This window comes from Pseudomonas sp. F-14 TE3482 (assembly GCF_053629455.1).
In genome coordinates this window covers 658,720-683,786 of the sequence record NZ_JBRJII010000001.1, presented here as the reverse complement: position 1 = coordinate 683,786, position 25,067 = coordinate 658,720, and the positions used below count along the sequence as shown (strand labels likewise).

General features: G+C 59.6%; 18 protein-coding genes. 16 read left to right on the top strand and 2 right to left on the bottom strand.

Translation table 11 applies throughout. The features are described from left to right. Positions 1-7: 7 nt before the first annotated feature. Positions 8-2,653, bottom strand: coding sequence for a pyruvate dehydrogenase (acetyl-transferring), homodimeric type (gene aceE, locus AB7M26_RS02960; protein ID WP_123500060.1), 2,646 nt, complete (start codon positions 2,651-2,653; stop codon positions 8-10). Positions 2,654-3,037: 384 nt separating this feature from the next. Here aceE and glnE point away from each other — a divergent pair, with 384 nt between their 5' ends. The 11 genes from glnE to AB7M26_RS02905 all read left to right on the top strand — a co-directional run bounded on the left by glnE (position 3,038) and on the right by AB7M26_RS02905 (position 17,539). Beyond that, entirely contained in the window at positions 3,038-5,977 is a 2,940-nt protein-coding gene (gene glnE / locus AB7M26_RS02955) for a bifunctional [glutamate--ammonia ligase]-adenylyl-L-tyrosine phosphorylase/[glutamate--ammonia-ligase] adenylyltransferase (protein WP_429387852.1), read from the top strand. A 307-nt stretch (positions 5,978-6,284) separates the two neighbouring features. Further along, on the top strand, positions 6,285-7,319 hold the full coding sequence (waaF, locus tag AB7M26_RS02950) for a lipopolysaccharide heptosyltransferase II (protein WP_218397135.1): 1,035 nt from the start codon (positions 6,285-6,287) through the stop codon (positions 7,317-7,319). Position 7,320: 1 nt separating this feature from the next. Beyond that, on the top strand, positions 7,321-8,382 hold the full coding sequence (waaC, locus tag AB7M26_RS02945) for a lipopolysaccharide heptosyltransferase I (protein WP_008074629.1): 1,062 nt from the start codon (positions 7,321-7,323) through the stop codon (positions 8,380-8,382). Further along, a complete protein-coding gene (locus tag AB7M26_RS02940; protein WP_123500066.1) occupies positions 8,382-9,503 on the top strand; it encodes a glycosyltransferase family 4 protein in 1,122 nt (373 codons plus the stop codon). The genes waaC and AB7M26_RS02940 overlap by 1 nt, the downstream gene beginning before the upstream one ends. Then, complete coding sequence (gene rfaP / locus AB7M26_RS02935; RefSeq protein ID WP_429387845.1) at positions 9,503-10,309, top strand: lipopolysaccharide core heptose(I) kinase RfaP; 807 nt, start codon at positions 9,503-9,505, stop codon at positions 10,307-10,309. Before AB7M26_RS02940 ends, rfaP begins: the two co-directional genes overlap by 1 nt. Next, positions 10,309-11,043, top strand: a complete 735-nt coding sequence (locus AB7M26_RS02930; protein ID WP_123500070.1) for a lipopolysaccharide kinase InaA family protein — start codon at positions 10,309-10,311, stop codon at positions 11,041-11,043. The genes rfaP and AB7M26_RS02930 overlap by 1 nt, the downstream gene beginning before the upstream one ends. Then, positions 11,040-11,792 carry a lipopolysaccharide kinase InaA family protein gene (locus tag AB7M26_RS02925; RefSeq protein ID WP_123500072.1) on the top strand — a complete coding sequence of 251 codons (753 nt, stop codon included), beginning with the start codon at positions 11,040-11,042 and terminating at the stop codon, positions 11,790-11,792. Before AB7M26_RS02930 ends, AB7M26_RS02925 begins: the two co-directional genes overlap by 4 nt. Next, positions 11,792-13,243 (top strand): lipopolysaccharide kinase InaA family protein, encoded by a 1,452-nt coding sequence (locus AB7M26_RS02920; RefSeq protein WP_123500074.1) that lies wholly within the window; start codon positions 11,792-11,794, stop codon positions 13,241-13,243. The genes AB7M26_RS02925 and AB7M26_RS02920 overlap by 1 nt, the downstream gene beginning before the upstream one ends. Positions 13,244-13,603: 360 nt before the next feature. Then, a complete protein-coding gene (locus AB7M26_RS02915) occupies positions 13,604-15,358 on the top strand; it encodes a carbamoyltransferase family protein (RefSeq protein WP_429375577.1) in 1,755 nt (584 codons plus the stop codon). Beyond that, the gene (locus tag AB7M26_RS02910) at positions 15,345-16,256 is read left to right on the top strand and encodes a glycosyltransferase family 2 protein (RefSeq protein ID WP_185022223.1); all 912 of its coding nucleotides are present in this window, start codon (positions 15,345-15,347) and stop codon (positions 16,254-16,256) included. Before AB7M26_RS02915 ends, AB7M26_RS02910 begins: the two co-directional genes overlap by 14 nt. Positions 16,257-16,321: 65 nt before the next feature. After that, entirely contained in the window at positions 16,322-17,539 is a 1,218-nt protein-coding gene (locus AB7M26_RS02905; protein ID WP_429387840.1) for a capsule biosynthesis protein, read from the top strand. Between the two features lie 18 nt (positions 17,540-17,557). Here AB7M26_RS02905 and AB7M26_RS02900 read toward each other — a convergent pair whose 3' ends face one another. Further along, positions 17,558-18,190: a BUD32 family EKC/KEOPS complex subunit gene (locus tag AB7M26_RS02900; RefSeq protein ID WP_429375573.1), complete on the bottom strand. Its 633-nt coding sequence runs from the start codon at positions 18,188-18,190 to the stop codon at positions 17,558-17,560. Between the two features lie 282 nt (positions 18,191-18,472). Here AB7M26_RS02900 and AB7M26_RS02895 point away from each other — a divergent pair, with 282 nt between their 5' ends. From AB7M26_RS02895 to AB7M26_RS02875, 5 genes are all read left to right on the top strand, one after another. Beyond that, positions 18,473-19,585 (top strand): capsular polysaccharide export protein, LipB/KpsS family, encoded by a 1,113-nt coding sequence (locus AB7M26_RS02895; protein WP_429375571.1) that lies wholly within the window; start codon positions 18,473-18,475, stop codon positions 19,583-19,585. Positions 19,586-19,590: 5 nt separating this feature from the next. Beyond that, positions 19,591-20,802 (top strand): O-antigen ligase family protein, encoded by a 1,212-nt coding sequence (locus tag AB7M26_RS02890; RefSeq protein WP_429387836.1) that lies wholly within the window; start codon positions 19,591-19,593, stop codon positions 20,800-20,802. Between the two features lie 101 nt (positions 20,803-20,903). After that, positions 20,904-22,694, top strand: coding sequence for a lipid A export permease/ATP-binding protein MsbA (gene msbA, locus AB7M26_RS02885; protein WP_429387833.1), 1,791 nt, complete (start codon positions 20,904-20,906; stop codon positions 22,692-22,694). Further along, the gene (locus tag AB7M26_RS02880; RefSeq protein WP_123500141.1) at positions 22,694-23,590 is read left to right on the top strand and encodes a GNAT family N-acetyltransferase; all 897 of its coding nucleotides are present in this window, start codon (positions 22,694-22,696) and stop codon (positions 23,588-23,590) included. Before msbA ends, AB7M26_RS02880 begins: the two co-directional genes overlap by 1 nt. Positions 23,591-23,606: 16 nt before the next feature. Further along, entirely contained in the window at positions 23,607-25,028 is a 1,422-nt protein-coding gene (locus tag AB7M26_RS02875; protein WP_123500086.1) for a PIG-L deacetylase family protein, read from the top strand. Positions 25,029-25,067: the final 39 nt, after the last annotated feature.

The following is a 25,067-nucleotide window of genomic DNA, read 5'->3' as shown; positions in this document are numbered from 1 at the left end:
TGTCTCCTCAGCAGTCCAGTGGGTTGCGTTTTTCCGGGTTGATACCGAACTTGGCGATGGCTTCAGCCACCACTTTAGGTTCGATATCGCCACGGTCAGCCAAGGCTTCCAGGGCTGCCAACACCACGAAATGACGGTCGACTTCGAAGAAGTGACGCAGCTTCTTGCGGCTGTCACTGCGGCCGAAACCATCGGTGCCCAGGACTTTGAATTCCTTGGACGGGACCCACTGACGAATTTGCTCAGCGAACAGCTTCATGTAGTCGGTAGAGGCGATGACCGGACCTTTACGGCCGTTCAGGCACTCTTCCACATAGCTCAGCTTAGGCTTCTGGCCCGGGTGCAGACGGTTGGTGCGCTCAACGGCCAGGCCATCGCGACGCAGTTCGTTGAAGCTGGTAACGCTCCACACGTCAGCGCCGACGTTGAACTGTTCACGCAGGATCTTCGCCGCTTCACGGACTTCACGCAGGATGGTGCCGGAGCCCATCAGCTGAACGTGGTGCGCCGCTTCGCGGGTGTCTTCCTCAAGCAGGTACATGCCTTTCTTGATGCCTTCTTCGGCACCGGCCGGCATGGCGGGCTGCTGGTAGGATTCGTTCATTACGGTGATGTAGTAGAAGACGTCCTGTTGCTCTTCGGTCATCTTCTTCATGCCGTCCTGAATGATCACCGCCAGCTCGTAGCCGTAGGTTGGATCGTAGGTGCGGCAGTTCGGGATGGTGGCAGCCAGGATGTGGCTGTGACCGTCTTCGTGTTGCAGGCCTTCGCCGTTCAGCGTGGTCCGGCCGGCGGTGCCGCCGATCAGGAAGCCACGGGTGCGGCTGTCGCCAGCGGCCCAGGCCAGGTCGCCGATACGCTGGAAGCCGAACATCGAGTAGAAGATGTAGAACGGCAGCATTGGCTGGTTGTGGCTGGAGTACGAAGTACCGGCAGCGATGAAGGAACTCATGGCGCCCGCTTCGTTGATGCCTTCTTCGAGGATCTGACCTTTCTGGTCTTCCTTGTAGAACATCACCTGGTCTTTATCGACTGGCTCGTAGAGCTGGCCGACGGACGAGTAGATGCCCAGCTGACGGAACATGCCTTCCATACCGAAGGTACGGGCTTCGTCCGGGATGATCGGTACGATGCGCGGACCGATTTCCTTGTCCTTGACCAGTTGCGCGAGGATCCGCACGAAGGCCATGGTGGTGGAAATTTCACGGTCGCCCGAGCCGTCCAGGATCGCCTTGAGGGTGTCCAGTGGCGGGGTCGGAATGTTGAAGCTCTTGGCGCGACGCTGAGGCACGAAACCGCCCAGTGCGGTACGGCGCTCGCTCAGGTAACGGGCTTCGGCGCTGCCTTCTTCCGGTTTGAAGAACGGCAGGTTTTCGAGTTCGTCGTCTTTGACCGGGATATCGAAACGATCACGGAACAACTTCAGGCTGTCGACATCGACTTTCTTGGTGTTGTGCGCAGTGTTTTTCGCTTCGCCGGCACCGGTGCCATAACCCTTGATGGTTTTGGCCAGGATGACGGTCGGTTGTTCTTTGTGGTTGACCGCTTCGTGGTACGCCGCGTAGACCTTGTACGGGTCGTGGCCGCCACGGTTGAGCTTCCAGATCTCGTCGTCGGACAAGTCTGCAACCATCGCCTTGAGTTCTGGCGTGTTGAAGAAGTGTTCACGCACGAACGCGCCGTCTTTGGCTTTGTAGTTCTGGTACTCGCCGTCGATGACTTCGTCCATGCGGCGTTGCAGGATACCGTCGACGTCTTTGGCCAGCAGTGGGTCCCAGAAACGGCCCCAGATGACTTTGGTCACGTTCCACTGAGCACCGCGGAACACGCCTTCGAGTTCCTGGATGATCTTGCCGTTGCCGCGAACCGGGCCGTCGAGGCGCTGCAGGTTGCAGTTGATGACGAAGATCAGGTTGTCCAGCTTCTCGCGGCCGGCCAGGGAGATCGCGCCCAGGGATTCCGGCTCGTCGCACTCGCCGTCGCCCAGGAAGCACCAGACTTTCTGTTTGCCCGGCTGGATGAAGCCACGGTGTTCCAGGTACTTCATGAAGCGAGCCTGGTAGATCGCCTGGATCGGACCCAGACCCATGGATACGGTCGGGAACTGCCAGAAGTCAGGCATCAGCCAAGGGTGCGGGTAGGACGACAGGCCCTGACCGTCGACTTCCTGGCGGAAGTTGTTCATCTGGTCTTCGGTGATGCGGCCTTCCATGAATGCGCGGGCGTAGACGCCTGGCGAGGTGTGGCCCTGGAAGTAGATCAGGTCGCCGCCGTGTTCGTCGCTCGGAGCCTGGAAGAAGTAGTTGAAGCCGATGTCATACAGGGTCGCACTGGAGGCGAAGCTGGAGATGTGACCACCCAGGTCAGAATCTTTCAGGTTCGTACGCATTACCATGGCCATCGCGTTCCAGCGTACCAACGAGCGAATGCGGCGTTCCATGAACAGGTCGCCAGGCATGCGTGCTTCGTGGGTAACGGGGATCGTGTTGCGGTAAGGCGTGGTGATGGCGTAAGGGAGCTGCGAGCCGCTACGGGTCGCGAGTTCGCCCATACGGGTCATCAGATAGTGAGCACGGTCTTCGCCTTCTTTGTCGAGAACCGATTCCAGGGCGTCCAGCCATTCCTGGGTTTCGACGGGATCGAGGTCTTGCATGGCTTGCTCCAGGGCGGAAAGGCTTCCAGAATCGGTTGCCTGAGTTTGCGACTGGCCTTGTGGGCAGACGATATAAATTCTTGGATTGCCGAGAGGTATGTTCCGGCGGCGTGTAGTTTTACTACAAATCATCGGGCATTTCAGCCTTTCGAATGTATAGACGAGTAGTAAAACTACAGAAGATCGGCTTGTGGCCTCCGGCTGCGTTGTGAGAATAATCGTTAAGGTTGGTCTTTTGCCAACCAGAAAAGGTGAAGGCTTGATGATCGCTGCCAAAAATAAACAAATTTCAGCTATTTCTAACCTTTGTTCGACAGTCGGTCAGGTAGCGCATTTGCACAAATCACTACATGCAGCCCTTCACACGCCGATCAAGGATAGACCATGAGCCTCCCTTCGCTTGCCGAACTGCCCGGCGTACTCCTGCCCTTTGTCACCCGTGCCGAGCAGTCATTCCGTACGGCCGTCGCGCTTCTTCCCGACGATCATGGCCTGTCTGCCTGGACGCCTGAGCGTTGGGCGCAATTTGCCCGCGTCACCGCGGCCAGCGACTTTGTCATCGAACAGAGTGTGCGTGACCCTTTGATGTTGCTGGAGCTGGTGCAGTCCGGCGAACTGGACCGCGTCTTTGCGCCGGGCGAATTGTGCGCACAGATTGCGACGGCAGTGAGCGCTGCCGAAACCGACGACCAGCTCGGCCGCGCCTTGCGTCGTCAGCGCGCACGCCACCAAGTGCGGATCATCTGGCGCGACCTGACCCGCCAGGCTGATCTGATCCAGACCTGCCGCGACCTCTCGGACATGGCCGATGCCAGCATCGATCAGGCCTATCGGTGGTTGTATCAGCGCCATTGCCAGCAATTCGGCACGCCTACCGGGCGGCGCAGCGGCGAGCCGCAACAGATGGTCATCCTCGGTATGGGCAAGCTCGGTGCCGTGGAGCTGAATCTGTCGTCGGACATCGACCTGATCTTCGCCTACCCCGAGGGCGGCGAAACCGTGGGTGTGAAGCGGTCGCTGGATAACCAGGAATTTTTCATTCGCCTCGGCCAGCGTCTGATCAAGGCCCTGGACCCGATGACCGTCGACGGTTTCGTGTTCCGCGTCGACATGCGTTTGCGGCCTTACGGTTCGTCCGGCGCTCTGGTGCTGAGCTTCAATGCGCTGGAACAGTACTACCAGGATCAGGGCCGCGACTGGGAACGCTACGCGATGATCAAGTCGCGCGTGGTGGCCGGCGATCAAGTGGCAGGGGCGCAACTGCAAGAGATGCTGCGTCCGTTCGTTTACCGGCGTTACCTGGACTTCTCGGCGATCGAAGCGCTGCGCACCATGAAGCAGCTGATTCAGCAGGAAGTCCGGCGTAAGGGCATGGCCGACAACATCAAACTCGGTTCCGGCGGCATTCGTGAAGTCGAATTTATCGCTCAGGCCTTCCAGTTGATTCACGGTGGCCGCGACCTGAGCCTGCAGCAGCGTCCTCTATTAAAAGTACTGAGCACCCTCGAAGGTCAGGGTTACCTGCCAGCGGCGGTGGTCAGCGAATTGCGCGAAGCCTACGAATTTCTGCGTTACACCGAGCACGCGATCCAGGCCATTGCCGACCGCCAGACCCAGATGCTGCCGGATGGCGAACAGGATCAGGCGCGCATTGCCTTCATGCTCGGGTTTGCCAACTGGACGGCGTTCCATGAACAGCTGATGTACTGGCGTGGCCGGGTGGCCTGGCACTTTGCTCAGGTGATCGCCGATCCTGATGAAGAGGACGGCGCCGAGAGCGAAGTGGTGGTCGGCGGGGAATGGCTGCCGCTGTGGGAGGAGGCGCAGGATGAGGAGGCCGCGTGCCGTCAGTTGGAAGAGGGTGGTTTCGCCGACGCCTCCAAGGCGCTGAAAGCCTTGGCCAGTCTGCGCGGCAGCCCTCAATTGCGCGCCATGCAGCGCCTGGGGCGGGAACGCCTCGATGCTTTTATTCCGCGCTTGCTGGCTCAGGCTGTGGAACATGCCAATCCCGATCTGGTGCTGGAGCGGGTGCTGCCGCTGGTGGAAGCTGTCGCGCGTCGTTCCGCCTATCTGGTGTTGTTGACCGAGAACCCCGGGGCCCTGCGCCGCCTGCTGACGCTGTGTGCCGCGAGCCCATGGATTGCCGAGCAGATCACGCGCTTTCCGCTGCTGCTCGACGAATTGCTCAACGAAGGCCGGTTGTTCAAGCCGCCGCTGGCGCCGGAATTGGCCGCTGAATTGCGCGAGCGTCTGACGCGGATTCCCGAAGATGACCTCGAGCAACAAATGGAAGCCCTGCGGCATTTCAAACTGGCGCACCGCTTGCGCGTCGCCGCCTCGGAAATCGCCGGCAGCCTGCCCTTGATGAAGGTCAGTGATTACCTGACCTGGCTTGCCGAAGCGATCCTCGAGCAAGTACTGGCCCTGGCCTGGCGTCAGACCGTGGCCAAGTACGGCACGCCGCTGCGCACCGACGGCAGCTTGTGCGACCCTGGTTTCATCATTGTCGGTTATGGGAAAGTCGGCGGTCTGGAGCTGGGGCATAGTTCGGACCTGGATCTGGTGTTCATCCACGACGGCGATCCGCAGGCGGAAACCGACGGGCCGAAGCCTATCGACGGCGCACAGTTTTTTACCCGGCTCGGGCAGCGCATCATTCATTTGCTGACGGCGCAGACCAACTCCGGCCAGCTGTATGAAGTGGACATGCGCCTGCGGCCGTCCGGTGCATCCGGTTTGCTGGTGAGTTCCCTGGGGGCGTTTGCCCGATATCAGGAAAACGAAGCCTGGACCTGGGAACACCAGGCGCTGGTGCGGGCACGGGTGCTGGTGGGCAGTCAGGATGTCGGCCAGGCCTTTGAGAAGGTTCGCGCCGCAGTATTGGCCAAGCCGCGGGACCTGCCGACCTTGCGCCAGGAGGTCAGCGAAATGCGCGCCAAGATGCGCGATAATCTCGGCAGCAAGAGCACGGCGGCGGGCACCGCGGCAAATGCCTTTGACGCCACGGCGCCGTTCGATCTCAAGCAGGATGCCGGAGGTATCGTCGATATTGAATTTATGGTGCAATACGCGGCTCTGGCATGGTCTGAAGCGCATCCGTCATTGCTGCGCTATACCGACAATATCCGCATTCTGGAAGGGTTGGAGGAGGTCGGGCTGATGCCCGCCGAAGACGCCAGCCTGTTGCGTGAAGCCTATAAGGCCTTCCGCTCCGCCGCTCACCGGGAGGCCTTGCAGAAGGACGCCGGTGTAATACCGGGCGACCAGTTCGTGGATGAACGACAGCAGGTAATGCGGATTTGGCGCGAACTGGGGTTAAGCTGAGCAACGAAATTGTGGATGCGGGCTTTTGTGGCGAGGGAGCTTGCTCCTGCTGGAGTGCGAAGCGCTCCCGAACCAGCTTGTGCGGTCTGTCAGTGAGAATGCGGTGGCAAGTTTTGGGGCTGCTGCGCAGCCCAGCGGGAGCAAGCTCCCTCGCCACAGAGGTTTATGCTGACTGACATGAATGTGTATTAAATTGATCCGACGAGCCCCAATCGGCTCGTCCAAATGACCTGACGGTTCACCCCGAAGGTGCTGGATTCTCGAGGCGGGGAGGCGTATGCCTCCCCGGCTCGTTTTTGGAAACCACATGAAAATTCTGATCGTTGGGCCCAGTTGGGTCGGTGACATGGTGATGGCGCAGACACTTTTTCAGTGTCTCAAGCAGCGCCACCCGCAGTGCGAAATCGACGTGCTGGCCCCCGAGTGGAGCCGGCCGATTCTCGAGCGCATGCCCGAAGTACGCCAGGCCTTGAGCTTCCCGCTCGGCCACGGCGTGCTGGAGCTGGCGACGCGTCGGCGCATCGGTAAATCCCTGGCCGGTCAGTACGACCAGGCCATCCTGCTGCCCAATTCCTTGAAGTCGGCGCTGGTGCCCTTTTTTGCCGGTATCCCGAAACGCACCGGCTGGCGTGGCGAATTCCGCTACGGCCTGCTCAATGACGTGCGCACGCTCGACAAAGAACGTTACCCGCTGATGATCGAACGCTTCATGGCCCTGGCCTTTGAGCCCGGCGTCGAGTTGCCGAAACCGTATCCACGGCCGAGTCTGCAGATCGACCCGGTGACCCGCGACGGCGCGCTGGCCAAGTTCGGTCTGGCCCTCGACCGTCCGGTGTTGGCGCTGTGCCCTGGCGCCGAGTTCGGCGAGTCCAAGCGCTGGCCGTCCGAGCACTACGCCAAGGTCGCCGAAGCGAAGATCCGTGAAGGCTGGCAGGTCTGGCTGTTCGGCTCGAAAAACGATCATGCGGTGGGCGAAGACATTCGTGCGCGGCTGATTCCGGGTTTGCGTGAAGAGTCGGTGAACCTCAGTGGCGACACGTCCCTGGCCGAGGCCATCGATCTGCTGTCCTGCGCCGATGCGGTGGTCTCCAATGACTCCGGTCTGATGCACGTGGCTGCCGCGCTGAACCGCCCGTTGGTGGCGGTGTACGGCTCGACGTCGCCGGGTTTCACACCACCGTTGGCCGAGCACGTCGAGATCGTGCGCCTGGGCATCGAATGCAGTCCGTGCTTCGATCGCACCTGCCGTTTCGGTCATTACAATTGCTTGCGCCAACTCATGCCCAAAGCGGTGAATGAAGCCTTGCAGCGGTTGCTGGGCACTGTGGTCGAGGTCAAATAGTTTGCGGGTACTGTTGATCAAGACTTCTTCGCTGGGCGATGTGATTCACGCGTTGCCAGCGTTGACCGACGCGGCGCGGGCGATCCCCGGCATCACGTTCGACTGGGTGGTGGAAGAAGGCTTCGCCGAGATTCCGACCTGGCACCCGGCCGTGGGCAAGGTGATTCCGGTGGCGATCCGTCGCTGGCGCAAGAACATCTGGCAGACCATCAAGAGTGGCGAGTGGAAGCGCTTCAAGCAAAGCATTCGCGCGACCAAATATGACTTGGTGATCGATGCCCAGGGCTTGCTGAAAAGCGCGTTGCTGACTCGCTACGCCAAAGCACCAGTGGCCGGGCTGGACAAAAACTCGGCCCGCGAACCCATCGCTGCGCGCTTCTATTCCCGACGTCTGGCCGTGGCCCGTGGGCAGCACGCGGTAGAGCGAGTGCGCCAGCTGTTCGCAGTGGCACTGGGTTACGACCTGCCTAAGGGGCTGGGCGACTATGGCCTGAACGTCGAACGACTGGTGGAATTGCCGCGCAAGAATCCGTACGTGGTGTTTCTTCATGGCACCACTTGGGACACCAAGCACTGGCCCGAAGCCTATTGGCGTGAGTTGGCCGAGCGGGTGGGTTACCTCGGCGTGGCGGTGAAGCTGCCGTGGGGTAATCCGGTCGAAAAGGCCCGCGCCGAGCGCATCGCCAAAGATATGAGGCATGTCGAGGTGCTGCCCAAACTGAACCTGGCGGGTGTCGGCAAAGTCCTGGCCGGAGCGCAAGCCTGCGTAGCGGTGGACACCGGTCTCGGTCACCTCGCTGCGGCGCTGGACGTGCCGACCCTGTCGCTGTTCGGCCCGACCAACCCGGGCCTGACCGGCGCGTACGGCAAGTCGCAGATTCACATGGCCAGCGACTTCCCCTGCGCACCGTGCCTGCAAAAGAAATGCACCTATCAACCGACGGCCGACGATGCCCGTCGGTTCGACCTGAAACGCGAATGGCCCCTGTGCTTCACGCGTCTGAATCCCGAGCGTGTCGCGAGCCGACTGAGCACGTTGTTACTGGCTGAGGAGCTGCGCTGATGCAATTGGCATTTGTCCTGTACAAGTACTTTCCCTTTGGCGGTTTGCAGCGCGACTTCATGCGCATCGCCCTGGAGTGTCAGCAACGCGGCCATCAGATTCGCGTCTATACGCTGATCTGGGAAGGCGACATTCCACCAGGTTTCGAAGTGTTGGTGGCGCCGGTCAAGGCGTTCTTCAATCATCGACGCAACGAGAAGCTCACTGAGTGGATGGAGGCCGATCTGGTCAAACGTCCGGTGGACCGCCTGATCGGCTTCAACAAGATGCCCGGCCTGGACGTTTACTACGCTGCCGACGGCTGCTTCGAAGACAAGGCCCAAACCCTGCGCAACTCGCTGTACCGTCGTTGGGGCCGCTACCGGCACTTCGCCGAGTACGAGCGCGCGGTGTTCGCCAAGGACGCCAAAACCGAAGTGCTGATGATTTCCGAAGTCCAGCAGCCACTGTTCATCAAGCATTACGACACGCCGCTTGCGCGTTTCCATTTACTGCCGCCGGGTATTTCTCTGGACCGTCGCGCGCCGACCAATGCCGCCGAGATCCGTGCCGGGTTTCGTCGCGAATTCAACCTGAAAGATGATGAACTGTTGCTGGTGCAGATCGGCTCCGGGTTCAAGACCAAAGGCGTGGACCGCAGTCTCAAGGCGCTGGCCGCCTTGCCCGCCGAACTGAGAAAGCGCACCCGGCTGTTTGTAATTGGCCAGGACGACCCCAAAGTATTCCAGTTGCAGAGCGCCACATTGGGGCTCGGCGACAACGTGCAGTTCCTCAAGGGGCGCAGCGATATCCCGCGTTTCCTGCTCGGTGCCGATCTGTTGATCCACCCGGCGTACAACGAAAACACCGGGACTGTGCTGCTTGAAGCGGTGGTGGCCGGCTTGCCGGTGCTGGTGAGCGCGGTGTGCGGCTATGCCCATTACATCGCCGAGGCCGACGCAGGCCTGGTGCTGGACGAACCCTTCGATCAGGCGCAACTGACGCAATACCTGACCGGCATGTTGAATGACGCAAATGCACGGGCGGCGTGGAGCCGCAACGGTCTGGCTTTCGCCGAGACGGCCGACCTCTACAGCATGCCGCAGCACGCGGCCGATGTGATTCTGGCGGAGCACGCTTAATGAAGTTGATGCTGGCTGAACCGTTCAAGAGCCTCTGGGCCGGGCGCGATCCGTTCGCCGAAGTCGAGGGCCTCAAGGGCGAGGTGTACCGCGAGCTTGAAGCGCGCCGGACACTGCGAACTGAAGTGGACGGTCACGGGTTCTTCGTGAAAATCCACCGTGGCATCGGCTGGGGCGAGATTTTCAAAAACCTGCTGACCGCCAAGCTGCCAGTGCTTGGCGCGGGCCAGGAGTGGAAGGCCATTCAGCGCCTGCAAGAAGTTGGCGTGCCGACCATGACCGCTGTGGCTTACGGCGAAAAAGGCAACAATCCGGCGGACCAGCATTCGTTCATCGTCACGCAAGAGCTGGCGCCCACCGTCAGCCTCGAAGATTTCAGCGTCGACTGGGTCAAGCAACCGCCCGAGCCAAAACTCAAGCGCGCCTTGATCGCCGAAGTCGCGCGCATGACCGGCATGATGCACCGCGCCGGGGTTAACCACCGCGACTGCTACATCTGTCACTTCCTGCTGCACACCGATAAGCCAGTGACAGCCGACGACTTCAAGCTGTCGGTGATCGATCTGCACCGTGCCCAGACCCGTCCGACGATTACCCAACGCTGGCGTAACAAGGACCTGGCGGCGCTGTATTTTTCGGCGCTCGACATTGGCCTGACCCGTCGCGACAAACTGCGTTTCCTCAAGGGGTACTTCCAACAGCCCCTGCGCCAGATTCTGGCTGAAGAAGCGGGACTGCTGGCATGGCTCGAAGGCAAGGCCAACAAGCTCTACGAGCGTAAGCAGCGATACGGGGATGCGCTCTGATGTCGGGTTGGACACTGGAACCTGCTTACAGCAATCTGGCAGAAGACTTCGGCAGTCTTGACGCGGTGTTCGCGCTCGAAGGCGAGCGACTGACCCGTGATCCACTGTCCGAGGTCATTCGCGTCCAGCGCAATGGCGTCAATTATTACGTCAAGCGCTACACAGGTGCAGGTAAAGGCCTGCGCCGTTACCTGGGCAAGCCACGGGTGAAGGCCGAGTGGCAGAACCTCAAGCGTTTCGCCAAATGGGGCATTCCCACCGCCGAAGTAGTGGCCTGGGGGCTGGAACGGCGCGGCGTGGCATACGACCGTGGGGCGATGATCACGCGCGAGCTGCCCAATACCGAAGACTTGTCGGCCCTGGCAGGTCGGCATGATCCGAAACTGGCGGACCGCGCCTGGGTCGACAACATCAGTCGGCAGCTGGCGGGCTATACCCGGACCATGCACCATCATCGTTTTACCCACAATGATTTGAAATGGCGCAACCTGCTGATCGACGATGAGGCGCGGCTGTTTCTGATCGACTGCCCCAACGGTGATTTCTGGCGCGGCTTCTGGCTCAAGTACCGGATCACCAAGGACCTGGCGTGTCTGGACAAAGTGGCCAAGTATCATCTGTCGGCCACCCAGCGCCTGCGCTTCTATCTGCAATACCGCCAAAGCACCCGGCTCGATGCCGCCGACAAGAAACGGATTCGGCACGTGGTGAGATTTTTCGAGGGCCGCGAATGACTGATTTTCTGGCTGCTGAAGACCGTGCGCTGCTTGAGCGTCATGGCCTCGGCACCTTCGACGCACTCTGGGCCAAACAGCTTGAGGCGGTGGATGAACCCAATACCGTCGGTGGTGGCTGGAGCAGTGTATTTCGGCTAGAGCTGGAAGGTCATGGTTACTACCTCAAGCGCCAGTGCAACTACCTGACGCGTACATTGCATTCTCCCTTTGGTGAGCCGAGTTTTGCCCGTGAGTTTCGCACCATCAGGCGTTATCAGAAGCTGGGCATTCCGGCGTTGCAGGCGGCGTTCTTCGGTGAGCGCAAAGTCGGCGGCGAAGTCCGGGCGATTCTGCTGACCCGTGCGCTGGACGGTTGGGATGATCTGGATTCACTGTTGCAGCGCTGGTCCGACCTGAGCGCGGTGCAGCACACGGCAATTCTGAAAGCCTGTGGGCAACTGGCGCGACGCCTGCATGAGGTGCGTCAACTGCACGGGTGCTTCTATCCCAAGCATATTTTTCTCCAGGCCACCGGTGACGGTTACCAGGCTCAGTTGATCGACCTGGAAAAAACCCGGCCATTGCTGTTTGGCCAACGTGATCGGGTCAAGGACCTGGAGCCGTTGCTGCGTCGGGCGTCGGAATGGAGCGAAAGTCAACTGCGCGAGTTGTTGGCGGCTTATCTGGATCAACCCTTGAACAGTTCGCTGGTGGACAGTTGGGTATCGCGCCTGAGTGCGCGGCGCAGTCACAAGGAGGCGCGTTGATGCGTTTGTCCGAACTGAAAAACGCCGGCCGCAGCCCGAGCCTGCCGCTGAACATTCCACTGGCCGATGCCGCGGGGTCTGCGGAGTTACAGCTGCTGAGCCTGCTGCGGGTGTTGCCGGGGCAGCGTTATGTGGGCGCCGGCGTCTGGCGCGGCCGGCCGGTGCTGGCCAAATTGCTGGTCGGCGGTAAAGCGGCGCGGCATTTTCAGCGTGAACTGGACGGTGTGCGTTTACTCGCTGCTCAGGGGTTGACCACGCCGTTGTTATTGGCGGATGGCCTGAAGGACGGCGAGGGCGGCTGGTTGTTGTTCGATTTCCTTGAGGGCGCCGAGAGCCTGGGGGACGCCTGGAAACAGGTCGAACACTTGCCAGTGCTGGCGGATGAACAATCAGCCGTGCTGGCCGAGGCGTTGGGTGCGATCGCTCATCTGCACAGCAAAGGCCTGTGGCAGGAAGACCTGCATCTGGACAACCTGCTGCGTCATGGCGGTCAGTTGTATTTGATCGATGGCGCCGGCATCTGTGCCGAGACGGCTGGCAAGCCACTGTCACAGCACAAAGTCCTGGAAAACCTCGGGGTGTTTTTCGCCCAGTTGCCCAAATCGCTGGAACCCTTCACCGAAGAATTGCTGGTGTATTACCTGCTGGGAAACGGCGAGCATGCCTTGCCCATGGAAGCGTTGCAGAAGCAGATCGACAAGGTCCGTCGCTGGCGTTTGAAGGATTTCCTGATCAAGGTCGGCCGCGAATGCACGTTGTTCTGCGTCCAGCGCGGGGCGTTCGGCTTGCGGGCGATTCGCCGTGAAGAAGAGGCGGCGATGTTGCCGGTGCTGGAGCAGGCCGATGCCTTGCTCGATCACGGCCATCTGTACAAGACCGGCGGCGCCGCGAGCGTCGGCAAGGTCGAAGTGGCGGGTCGCACATTGCTGGTCAAACGCTACAACATCAAGGGCTTTGCCCATTGGCTCAAACGTTTCTGGCGCCCGAGCCGCGCCTGGCACTCATGGCGTGAAGGCAATCGCCTGGCCTTCCTGGGCATCGCCACGCCCAAGCCACTGGCATTGTTGGAGAAGCGTTTTCTCTGGCTGCGCAGCCGGGCGTACCTGGTGACCGAATATTTGCCGGGGCCGGACATCATCGAGCGCTTCGCACCCTACGTGGAAAGCGGCGAAGCGCCGCAAGCCGAGCTGCAGGCCCTGGATCACCTGTTCGCCGAGCTGATTCGCGAGCGCATCAGCCATGGCGATTTCAAGGGCCATAACCTGTTCTGGCAGCAGGATCGCTGGGCGCTGATCGACCTGGATTCGATGTGTCAGCATAGCTCGGTCAGTAGCTTTGCCCCGGCGTATGCGCGGGATCGGGCGCGGTTCATGCGCAATTGGCCCGAGAGTAGTGCGTTGTATCGGGTGATTGATCAGCGATTGCCCAAAGATATCTCTAGCGCTGCCTGAATCGGGGCTTCACCCCTTTCGCGAGCAAGCCCGCTCCCACAGTGGTTCTCGGTCGTACACAAAATTTGTGTTCAACATAAACCTAATGTGGGAGCGGGCTTGCTCGCGAAGAGGCCGGAACTGTCAGCCAACCGGCAGGCAACCGACGGCAATATCAGGATTTACGGGCGTCCGGGTCGCGGATAAGCGAAGGCGAGCGCGTGGGCTCGACGTCATCTTCGCGGTGCTGATAAGGGCAGGGTCATTCCCGGCACGTTTACGCTATAATCCCGCCCTTTAGCTGTCTCTCGCCCCTTGCGAGGGCACATTAATTTTTGAGGCGCATTGCGCCTGCATGCAGACTAAAGAGGCTAGACCCCTGTGGCATTGACGATTCTTGGCCTGTCCGGCGCCCTTAGCCATGATCCTTCCGCAGCCCTGTATATCGACGGCAAGCTGGTCGCTGCGGCTGAAGAAGAGCGCTTCGTGCGCGATAAACATGCAAAGAACCGCATGCCTTACGAATCGGCGAAGTTCTGCCTCGAACAAGCGGGCATCAAGCCATCCGACGTTGATGTGGTAGCGATTCCATTCGCGCCGATCAGCCTGTTCGGCAAGGCTCGCTGGCACTACGCCAAGCGTTACTGGTACGCCCCGGACCGCGCCCTCGACGCGATTCTGATGGGCAACCGTCGCTACAAGCGCTATCGCAACAAGATTGTCTGGTGCCTCGAGCAACTGGGCTTCGATCCGAAGAAAATCAAGATCGAGCCGGTCGAGCACCACCTTGCCCACGCCTCCAGTGCCTATCACTGCTCCGGTTTCAAAGAGAAAACCGCGATCCTCGGGATTGATGGCAAGGGTGAGTACGCCACGACTTTCTTCGGTTATGGCGAAAACGGCAAGATCCACAAGATCAAGGAATTCTTCGATCCGGACTCCCTCGGCGGCCTGTACGGCGCAATCACCGAGTTCCTCGGTTTCGAGATGCTCGACGGTGAGTTCAAGGTCATGGGCATGGCGCCGTACGGCGACGCCAGCAAATACGATTTCTCGCGTCTGGCCTCGTTCGAAAACGGCGAGTTGGTGATCAACACCGACTACGCCAACGTCATCGGCCTGCGCCGCTATAAAGAGAAGGGCAAAGGTTTCTACTTCTCGCCGAAGCTGATCGAGTGGCTGGGGCCCAAGCGCGAAGGCGACATCGCCGACGAGCCGTACATCCACTACGCCGCGAGCATGCAGGCGCTGTTCGAGAAACTGGCGTTGCAGATGATCGACCACTACCTGGGCGATGTGCTCAAGGAAACCGGCAAGCTGGCCTTCGCCGGTGGCTGTGCGTTGAACGTCAAGTTGAACCAGAAAATCATTGCCCGCGACGACATCAAAGAGTTGTTCGTTCAGCCTGCGTCCGGCGATGCCGGTACCGCGGTTGGCGCGGCGGCTTACGTGTCCCACGCCCGTGGCGTGCCGGTCGAGAAGATGGAACATGTCTACCTCGGCCCGTCCTACAGCAACGAAGACGTGCTCGCGGCCTGTGCCCGTCACCCCAACAAGCCTGCGTGGCGCAAGCTTGAGAACATGCCGGAGCAGATCGCCAAAATCATGGTCGACGGCAACCCGGTGGCCTGGTTCCAGGGCCGCATGGAGTTCGGTCCGCGGGCCTTGGGCGGTCGTTCGATCATCGGTTGCCCAAGTGCGACCGGTGTGGCTGACCGCATCAACCACCAGATCAAGTTCCGCGAGCGCTGGAGGCCTTTCTGCCCGTCGATGCTCGACACCGTTGCGCCGCAAATGATCAAGATCGATCACCCCGCGCCGTTCATGACCTTCACCTTCGAAGTGGCTGAAGAGTGGAAAACCCGCGTGCCGGAAGTCGTCCACGAAGACGGCACCTCCCGGGCCCAAGTGCTCAAGCGCGAATACAACCCGCGCTACTACGACATGATGAAGGCGCTGGAAGTGCTGACCGGTAACGGCGTGTCGCTGAACACCTCGCTCAACCGTCGTGGCGAGCCGATGATCTGCTCGCCGACCGACGCCTTGAACATGTTCTTCGGTTCCGACCTGCAGTACCTGATCATGGAAGACATTCTGGTGGTCAAAGAAGGTGCGGACGAGTATGCGGTTGACTGACGTGCTGATCAGTGTCGTTATTCCTGCTTATAACTACGCCAAAACCCTGCCGCGTGCGGTGAATTCGGTGTTGGCGCAGTTGGGTGATGCCCAGGCTGAGTTGCTGGTAATCGATGACGGGTCCACTGACGCGACGCCGCAAGTTCTGGAGCAGCTCCTGACTGAACATGCGGGGTGCTTCAGAGCTCTGCGCAAACCCAATGGCGGTTTGTCTTCGGTGCGTAATCGCGGGATCGAGGAGGCTCGGGGGCAATACCTGATCTTCCTCGATGCCGATGATGAGATGGCGCCTGGTGCGTTGGCTGCGTTGACCCGGCATATCTCCAGTAATCCGGGCAGCCGTTTGATCATTGGCGGTCACTGGTCGGTGTTCGACGACGGTCGTCGTGTCCAGCACGCCGTAAAACCCTTGCCAGCCACCCCGCGCCAGCGTGTGCGTGGCTACTTGCTGGACAAGACGGTATCGCTGTCCAACGGCGCCTGCGCGATGCATCGCGAAGTGTTTGCGCCAGGCAACTATCCTGAGCACTTGCGCAACGTTGAAGACATTCCGGTGTTTGCTCAGGTGCTGGCGCGTTTTCCGTGCAGTGTGCTCGATCAGCCGCTGGCGTTGATCTACAAGCATGGCGACAGCATGCGCCATGACCTCAAGCAAAGCCTGGCGGCAGGCGTGGGGATGGTTGACGAGGTATTTTCCTCGGCCCGAATGCCTCAAGAACTGCAGGATCTGCGCCAGGCTTTCCTGGCTCAGCGCTGCCTGTCGTTGTTCCGCGATTGCTACAGTGCCGGCGATTATGTCAACGCCAAGGCTTTTTACGCCCGCGCCGTGCGCGCCGATCTGCGCTCGCTCACGCGCTGGTCCTATACCCGCAAGGCCATCCGGTTGTTGTTCAAGTGAACGTGCCGCCGTCTGAGGCAAGTGTGTTCCAGGCTGCGGGATGCTGGGCACAGAAAGCGCGTGAATTGGACCGTTACCGCTGGAAGCTGCTGCGCGAGCGTCATGGTCGCTGTGGCAGTCTTTTGCGTCTGGTTCGCGATGTGCTGGTGGATGTGGCGGTCGGGATACGCGCCAAGGCGTGCTTGAGTGCTTCGGTGGTTGCTGCACCCTGTGAGGTGCTGTTGTTGCATTCGGCACCAAAGTCCATGGCGCTGCAACGCAAGAATATTCTGATCGAGGGCTTGCGCAAGCGCGGGCACCACCTGACTGAAGCAGCGTTACGTTCTCCGTCGGACGCCTGCGCCCAGCGCATGCTCCTGGCGCCGCCGCAGTCTGTGCCGCTGCGTTATCTGGTGTACGCCGCCCATGCCCAGTGGCTGGTGACGACGTATTCGCCCAAGGTACTGATCAACGAACGCAACGGTAGTCTTCATGCGCCGTTCCTGCGCTTGGCATTGGCTGCGCGTGGTGCCCGGCTGCTGCAACTGGCTCATGCCACGACGCTGGAATCTTCACGGCGACTGGGGATGAACGATTACGATTATTACGGTGTCTTTGGCCATAGTTCGCTGGTTGCCTTGCAGGAAAGAACATTGCGATTCGGTGAGTCGACGGTGGTGTTGATCGGTTCTTACCTCGCCGATGAAACCTATGATCTGCCAGTTGCCGATCCTGCTCTTCATACGTTGTTGATTCTGGGGGTTGGCCCTGATCGGGAAAAAGAGTCGGGCTACCAGCGCACCTATCAGTTACTGCGCGACTGGGCCGAGCAGCATCCGCATTATCGCGTGCTGTTCAAGCGTCATCCGCGCAGCAAGGCGCAATTCTGGAGCGATGCCGCTGCGCAGTTAGCCAACATCGACTTGCTGGATAGCAAGTGTTCACTGGCGGACGCTCTGGCGCAGGCCAGCGTTGTCGTCAATATCATGTCCAATGCGGGTATCGAGGCAGGGCTGGCGGGCCGGCCGGTAATCCATGTGAATGCGGGCGGCGATGTGGATATTTTCTCTCACTCGCTGTTTTTTGGGCCTCAAGTGCGCGATGAACATGAGTTTTCCCGCCAGCTACAAGCGCTTGAGCAGGATTATCCGGGGCATGTGGCCCAAGCCCGACGCTTTGCCGATTACCACCTGGTGTACGGTTCTCAGGGGTTGGCAAAGACCATTCAACTGGTTGATAACTTGTTGCGAGGCGCAGACCCTGCGCGTGACTTCGAGACCTTCAGGCTGTCTGCCGCCGGCTGACACTGATGGCTTGAAGGGTTAAGGGGTGAGCGCCAGGCTCAGTTCCCGTCCATTGCACACACGTTGGTGGTTCAGGTAATGCTCAAGGAACTGGTTGTCCTTGAGTAGCCACTCGCGATCCTGGCGATAGCGCAACATATGCTTGAAATTGCGCAGGCGCAGGCCTTTGCGCAGCGGCTTGCGATAGGCGCGCAGGTCGGCGATATCTATCAGCCCCAACGTGTTTTCAGGCGTCAATACCACATTGCCCAGGTGCGCGGAACGAAAGTAGATGCCGTCTTCATGCAGGCGTGCAATGAACTCACCCAGTTGTGCCCGGAGAAATTCGTTGTTACCGGTGCCTAGCAACTGACGCAGCGTGCGACCTGGCAGAGGATCGTAATGCACGGCATCGCGCTCGATGCTGGGGATGCGATAAACCTGGCGTACCGTTGGGCATTCGATATTGCGTTCGCGCAGTGCTCGGCAGTTGTCGGCGAAGCGCCGGGCGTAAGGCGCCCAAAGCGCAGATGTCAGCAGGCGTTTGCGGCGAAACAGCTTGAGCATCGAGCCATCGGCCAGGCACAAAACTTTATCCCCTTTACCATCGGCCTCGAGAACGTCGGCGCCCTCGCGCATGTTGAGATAAGCGGTATGGTCGAGCGTTTGCATCAAGGCTCCAAGGTTTGGCCTGATGGGATGGTCAGCCGGCTATGTTACCGCAGTGCGCATGCTGCAAAAAACCGCTGTGGTACAATCGCCGCACTTTTTAAGAGGCAGTTGCCCGTTCACGGGGTTGCCTGGCGCAATACCACAGAGTGCTTGCTTCTGATTCTTGGTTTTATACTTCCATACGCGGACGGGCGAATAACAGGGTGTTGATGTCTGCGGACTTGTCGCACGTGGTTATATTGCGCTTTGGCGGGTGGATGCGGCCTATTTTCTGGACACCCTATGACGACAATGCTGTTCATTTCCTTGGCCAAGCATCAAGGCCTCTATTTCAATCGGTTACTCAACGAGACCGAGCTACAAGGTAAAGTCGTTACCCCACCACAGATGCCTTGGCCAAGGTTGTCGCAGACTTCCAGAGTGCTTTCGCGAATCGACTGGCTGAGCCTGATCGAAGAAAAATGCGAGGAGCGACGCGTCAAGAACAAAAACGATGGTCGCTTGTATCGTCTGTTGTTACGTCTTGAGCTGATTTGGATGGCGCTGCGTGCCCAGGCTTTGCTTGATCGTGAGCGCCCCGACGCGCTGGTGTTCTGGAATGGTTCCCATCGTTACTGCCGATTGCTGACGGCCTTGGCGCCGCCGGGTTGTAAGACGTTCTTTTTCGAGAACGGTTTGTTGCCCGATACCACAACCGTTGATCCGCGGGGCGTGAACTACCTGAACGCCGTTCCGCGCGAGGCCGGTTTTTATCTCAACTATCCTTATCCGGTTCCTGAAAATCAGGCAGCGCCCGTGTTGATTCCACGCCAGCCTCGTGCCAGTGGCCCGGCACCGATTGTGCTGCCGGAGCAGTTCGTCTTTATTCCGTTCCAGGACGACCGCGATAGTCAGGTTCGGCTGTTTTCTCCCTGGATCAAGAACATGCGCGAGATGTTCGCCTTGGGCGAGCGCTTGGCCAAAGAGACTGGATTGACAGTGGTGTTCAAGGAGCATCCATCCAGTCGCGAAACGTATCCTGAGTTGCATGAGCGTACTCACGAGCGTCTGTTGTTCGCCAATGGCAACGCCACTCAGCAGTTGATCGAGTCCAGTCAGTTTGTGGTCACGCTGAACTCGACGGTTGGCCTGGAAAGCCTCCTCTTGGGTAAGCCCGTGCTGACCCTGGGTCAGGCGTTTTTCAATATCGAGGGGCTGGTAATGCATGCCGATAACGCCGAGCAAGTGGTGGAACTGGCACGCGCTTTCCCGCAATGGCCACTCGATGAACGGTTGCGGCGTAATTTTCTCCATTACCTCTCTGAACACTACTGTATCAAGGGTGGCTGGAAGAACGCCGACAAGGCCCAGTTGCAGCGGGTCGCCAATCGAATGCTGGGTAAAGCCGAGTGTTGACAGGATTGAAAAAACTGATCGATAGGAATGCCCTGGCGGCGTGGGCGTCTATCGGTCTACTCGTGCTGCTGTGCGGGGCATGGGTACTGCCGGACAATAAGCTTTATCACCAAATGATAATTTTCCTGCTCTGGTTACCCGCCATGTTGGCGCTGTTCCATCGGGATTTTCGGATGATGCTCAAGCAACCGGAGTGCATCCTCTTCGCCATTTTCGTGGCTTGGACATTATTGGTGCTGATGGTTGAGGGGGGCGCTAACGTCGTCGGCAAAAGCAAGGTGACGCTCTACGTGTCCCTTGCCCTCTTAGGCGTGCTACTGGCTGCCCAGAACCGCAAGTGGCGGTTGGAATCCATGTTGTTGTACGCATCGATTATCGGCGGTTTTTTTGCCGCGGCTTCCTGGGTCTACTTTTATGAAACGTCCGCTCAGCCGTTTAGCGGCAGGCTGATTGCCATTGGCTTGTGGGACACTGCGATCATGGCCGCGCACGGGGTGGGGGCTCTGGCGATTCTTGGCGTTTTCACGCTGCAGACCAAGCGCTTCAATCCCTGGGTGATGGTGTTGCTGCTGATTCCGGCGCTGGGGTATACGTTATTCCTGGGCTTTAGCCAGACCCGTGGTGTATGGATCGGCTTGCTGGCCTGCCTGTTCGTGATGGGCGTGGCGCGACCGACGCGCCTGGGTAGCGGACTGATGATTTTGACGGTTTTGGGGTTGGCGTCCATCGCTGTATTCAAGCCGGAAATCCTCATGCAGCGTGGCGTTTCTTTTCGTCCCGAGCTGTGGCGCGGTGGCGTTCAATTGATGCTGGACCACTGGGTGATGGGGTTGGGATTTCATGAGTACCTGATTCCTGTCCCTGAAATCGGACAGGCATTCAAACATCCCCACAATCTTTTTCTGGATATCGGTGTGCGGCTCGGTGTGCCTGGCCTACTGCTGTTCGGCTGGCTGTGGCTGGTGGTTGGCTGGCGTGGCTGGGTTTCGCGCGCGCAGCCACTGGGGCAGGTGTTGCTGGCGCTCTGGGTGTTTTCCGGGACGTCGTTGATGACCGATGGCATCGGCCTCTGGCTCAAGCCCAACGCGGACTGGTTGATCACCTGGTTACCGATTGCCTTGAGTATCGTATTGGCCACTCGTGGCAGCAATCAAACCAAAACGTCCCTCTGGAGTGTTTCAGCTACTGATACTCCTGGCCCGGTAGCGAAGTGCTGAAGCGTTTTCGGCACCGCGTCCGGGCTGAGCCTATGTTGTAATTCGTTCGCTGTTACAATCCACAGGTTGTCTGTCTTTTTCAAACGTACGAGGCGTGCCGAATGGCCAATTCCGACCAGCAATCAAGCATGATGATTTACCTGCGGTTGCTGAAATACGTGCTCCCGTACTGGGGCGCTTTCGCCCTCAGTATTGTCGGCTTCGTGCTATTCGCATCCAGCCAGCCGATGCTGGCGGATATGCTCAAACATTTTCTCGACGCCTTGCAAAAACCCAATGACACCAAGTTTCTGGGTGTCTCGCTGGTACTCGGCGTACCGTTATTGATTGTGCTAATTGCCGTCTACCAGGGTATCGGCTCATTTCTGGGTAACTATTACCTGGCCAAGGTTGCCCGTGGCGTGGTCCACGACCTGCGTTGCGCCTTGTTCGACAACCTGTTGACCCTGCCTAACCGCTACTTCGACAACAACAACTCCGGTCACCTGATTTCCCGTATTACCTATAACGTGACCATGGTCACCGGTGCCGCCACCGATGCGATCAAAGTGGTGATCCGTGAAGGCCTGACGGTGGTGTTCCTGTTCGGTTACCTGCTGTACAGCAACTGGAAAATGACCCTGGTATTGCTGGCGATCCTGCCGGTCATCGCGATTCTGGTGAGTAGCGCCAGCAAAAAATTTCGCAAGCAAAGCAAGAAAATCCAGGTGGCGATGGGCGATGTGACCCATGTGGCGTCGGAGACGATCCAGGGCTACCGCGTGGTTCGCAGCTTTGGCGGTGAGGCTTACGAAATCGAGCGTTTCCACAAGGCCAGCGCCGACAATATGAACCGCAGCCTGGGCATGACCCGCACCCAATCGATCTACACCCCAATGCTGCAACTGGTGATTTACATCGGTATGGCCGTGTTGATGTATCTGGTGCTCTACCTTCGCGGCGATGCCTCTGCTGGCGAACTGGTTGCTTACATCACCGCAGCCGGTTTGTTGCCCAAGCCGATTCGTCAGTTGTCGGAAGTCAGCGCCACGATCCAGAAAGGACTGGCCGGTGCGGAGAGCATCTTCGAGCAGCTCGACGAAGAACCGGAAGTCGATACGGGCACCAAGGAAATGGTGCGCGTCAGCGGTCGCCTGGAAGTGCGTAACCTGAGCTTTCAGTACCCGGGCACCGAGAAACTCGTGCTCAACGATATTTCCTTTACCGCCGAAGAGGGCCAGATGGTTGCTTTGGTGGGGCGTTCAGGCAGCGGCAAATCCACCTTGGCCAACCTGATTCCGCGTTTCTATCACCACGACAAGGGCCAGATCCTGCTCGACGGTATGGATGTCGAGGAATACAAGCTGACCAACCTGCGTCGTCACATTGCCCTGGTGACCCAGCAGGTCACCCTGTTCAACGACAGTGTCACCAACAACATTGCCTACGGCGACCTCGCCGGCGCACCGTTCGAAGATGTGCGCAAGGCAGCCGAAGATGCCTACGCCGCCGAGTTCATCGAGCAAATGCCTCAAGGCTACGACACTCTTGTGGGCGAAAACGGTGTGCTGCTTTCCGGCGGTCAGCGCCAGCGTCTGGCGATTGCCCGGGCACTGCTCAAGAATGCGCCATTGCTGATTCTCGATGAGGCTACCTCGGCCCTCGACACCGAATCCGAGCGCCACATTCAGGCAGCTCTGGAACAAGTAATGAAGGGCCGCACCACGCTGGTGATCGCTCACCGCTTGTCGACCATCGAGAAGGCTGACCTGATCCTGTTGATGGACCAGGGCCGCATCGTCGAACGCGGCACCCACGCCGAGTTGTTGGCGTTGAACGGTCACTATGCACGCCTGCACGAGAAGGACTTCGTCGAAAGCACCGACGAGGCGATGACGGAGTCCCACGTTTGATTTTGAGTTACTGGCGAGCCTGGAGAGAAAGCGGCTGGGCGCCCATCGATGCAACGGCTTATAGCCAGGCCTGGCAACAGTTCGGCGGCAGCGTGGCGACTCATCCCGACGTGGTTGAGCGTCTGGCGGGGCTGGTAGGCATCCCGGTGCGTTATCTGGGCTGGTTCGTCGACGGTGAGTTGTGCGCCGCGATGCCGACCTGGGGCCGTCATGTGGCCTTGTCCAAGGACGTGCTCAAGCGTGAAGGCAAACGTGGCCTGCTCGATCTTGGCAATGCCGAGATCATCCTGCCGGTTGCCGAGGACGTCCAGGTTCGTGTGCGGCATCGCGCGCGTTATGTGTCCGAACTCAATGCCCCAAACATCACCGGTCTCGCTGAGCAACCTGAAGGCCTGGCGCTGGCTCGTGAACCAGAGGACTACAGCAAGAAATTTCGCTACAACCAGCGTCGTGACCAGCGTTTGCTTGAAGAGGCGGGTGGCATCATCCGACCGATGCTGGAGCTGAGCGCCAGCGAACAGGCCACCATCTATGCTGACCTGTTCCAGCGCCGCTGGAACTTTGAAGCACCGGGCAAGGCGCGTCTTTCTGAAGTGTTCAGCCTGTTGCGTGAGTTTATGACCGGGTCCTTGATCTACCTGAACGACGAACCGGTGGCGATCCAGATTCTGTACCGGGTCGAGGCGCCCAAGTGGGTCAGCCTGGAATACATTAACGGCGGTGTCGACCCGCAAAACCGCGAGTTCAGCCCTGGCAGTGTACTCAGTTTCGTCAACACCCAAGCCGCATGGGAGCAGGCCCGCGCCGTGGGCAAGCCGCTGCGTTACTCGTTCGGCCGCGCCGATCGCGAATACAAGGATCGCTGGTGTCACCGGGTTCCGGTCTATCAGGTTTGAGCGAGGACAGGCAGTCATGAGCGCACGCAAGCAACAATTGCTTAAACGCCATCGCCAACGCAAACGTGTGGTGCTGATCGGTGCGTTGTTGGCTGCATTATCATTTGGCATTTTTGTCGCCTGGTGGCCGTTGCCGCTGTTCCTGCTGTTGGGCTGGATCGCCCATGAAGCCTGGTTCGCCGACCATCTGTTCTATGCCCCGGGCGACGATTATCGCTATGACTTCCCGGCGGATACGCCGCAGTTCCCCACCACACTGGTCAATGGTGCCTTGCAGGTGACGGGGGACTTCGGCGTGGCGCAAACCCTGGTTTTGCAGGTGCGGGTCAAGAGCCATTGGTTGGGTCGCTTTCTTGACCCCCAGGTATGGATCGGTGACGACCGTCAGGATCTGGAGCGCGGTGTCGCGGGAGAGCGTTTTCTCAATCTGTCCGGGCAAGGTTCGGCGCTGGCTGCCGGGACCCTGACCTTACGTGGACGCTTTTGCAGCCTGGCGCCACAGGCCACTTTGCACGCCCTGAATAATCCGGATTTTGCTCAGCAGCGTCTGCTCATCATCGCCCCCCATGCCGATGATGCTGAACTGGCGGCTTTTGGTCTTTATAGCCGGGCGTCCGAGGTGGCTATCGTCACACTGACCCAAGGCGAGATTGAGGCCGAAAACTATCGCGATATGGGCCTCGACACCGCTCAGGCCGCCCGTCTGAAGGGGCGCCTGCGCAGTTGGGATAGCCTGGCGGTGCCGCTGTGGGGTGGGGTGGCGCAACAACAGTGTGTGCAATTGGGCTATTACTGCTTACAACTGAATGCGATGGCGCAGCAGCCGGAGCAAAACTTCGGTTCCCGGGAGTCGGGGGAGAGCGATATACGTGACGTGCGTCGGCACAATACCCTGCGCCTGCCGGGTGACGTCGATGGTCAGCCCCATTGGCGCAACCTGGTAGCTGATCTGGCGCATCTGCTTGAGCATCACCGTCCCGATGCGGTGCTGACACCCCATCCCGAACTGGATCCCCACAGCGATCATGTCGCCAGCACGCGCGCCTTGATGGACGCGATTGAACTCAGTACCTGGCGCCCGCGCACCCTGCTGCTCTATGCCAATCACCTGCACGACAATGACCGCTGGCCGATGGGCCCGGCGGATTATGGCATTGCCCTGCCGCCGACCATCGAGCCGTTGCCGGCTGATGGACTATGGAGTCCGTTGCTGGACGCGCCAACCCGCATGGACAAAGCCATGGCCTTGGGCATGCAGCACGACTTGCAGGGCCGTCCACCGCTCAAAAGACGTCTGCGCCGGGTGATTCAGCGGTTGTTGGCCGGGCGTTGCTGGCCCCGCACAGGTGAAGACGAGTTCTTCCGCAAAGCGGTGCGCCGACATGAACTTTTCTGGGTGCGTCCGCTGGATGCCCCTCCACAGAATGACCGCCGCTGAGCCTGTGTGCTCGGGTGCGGCCGCATTCTTTCGCTATGT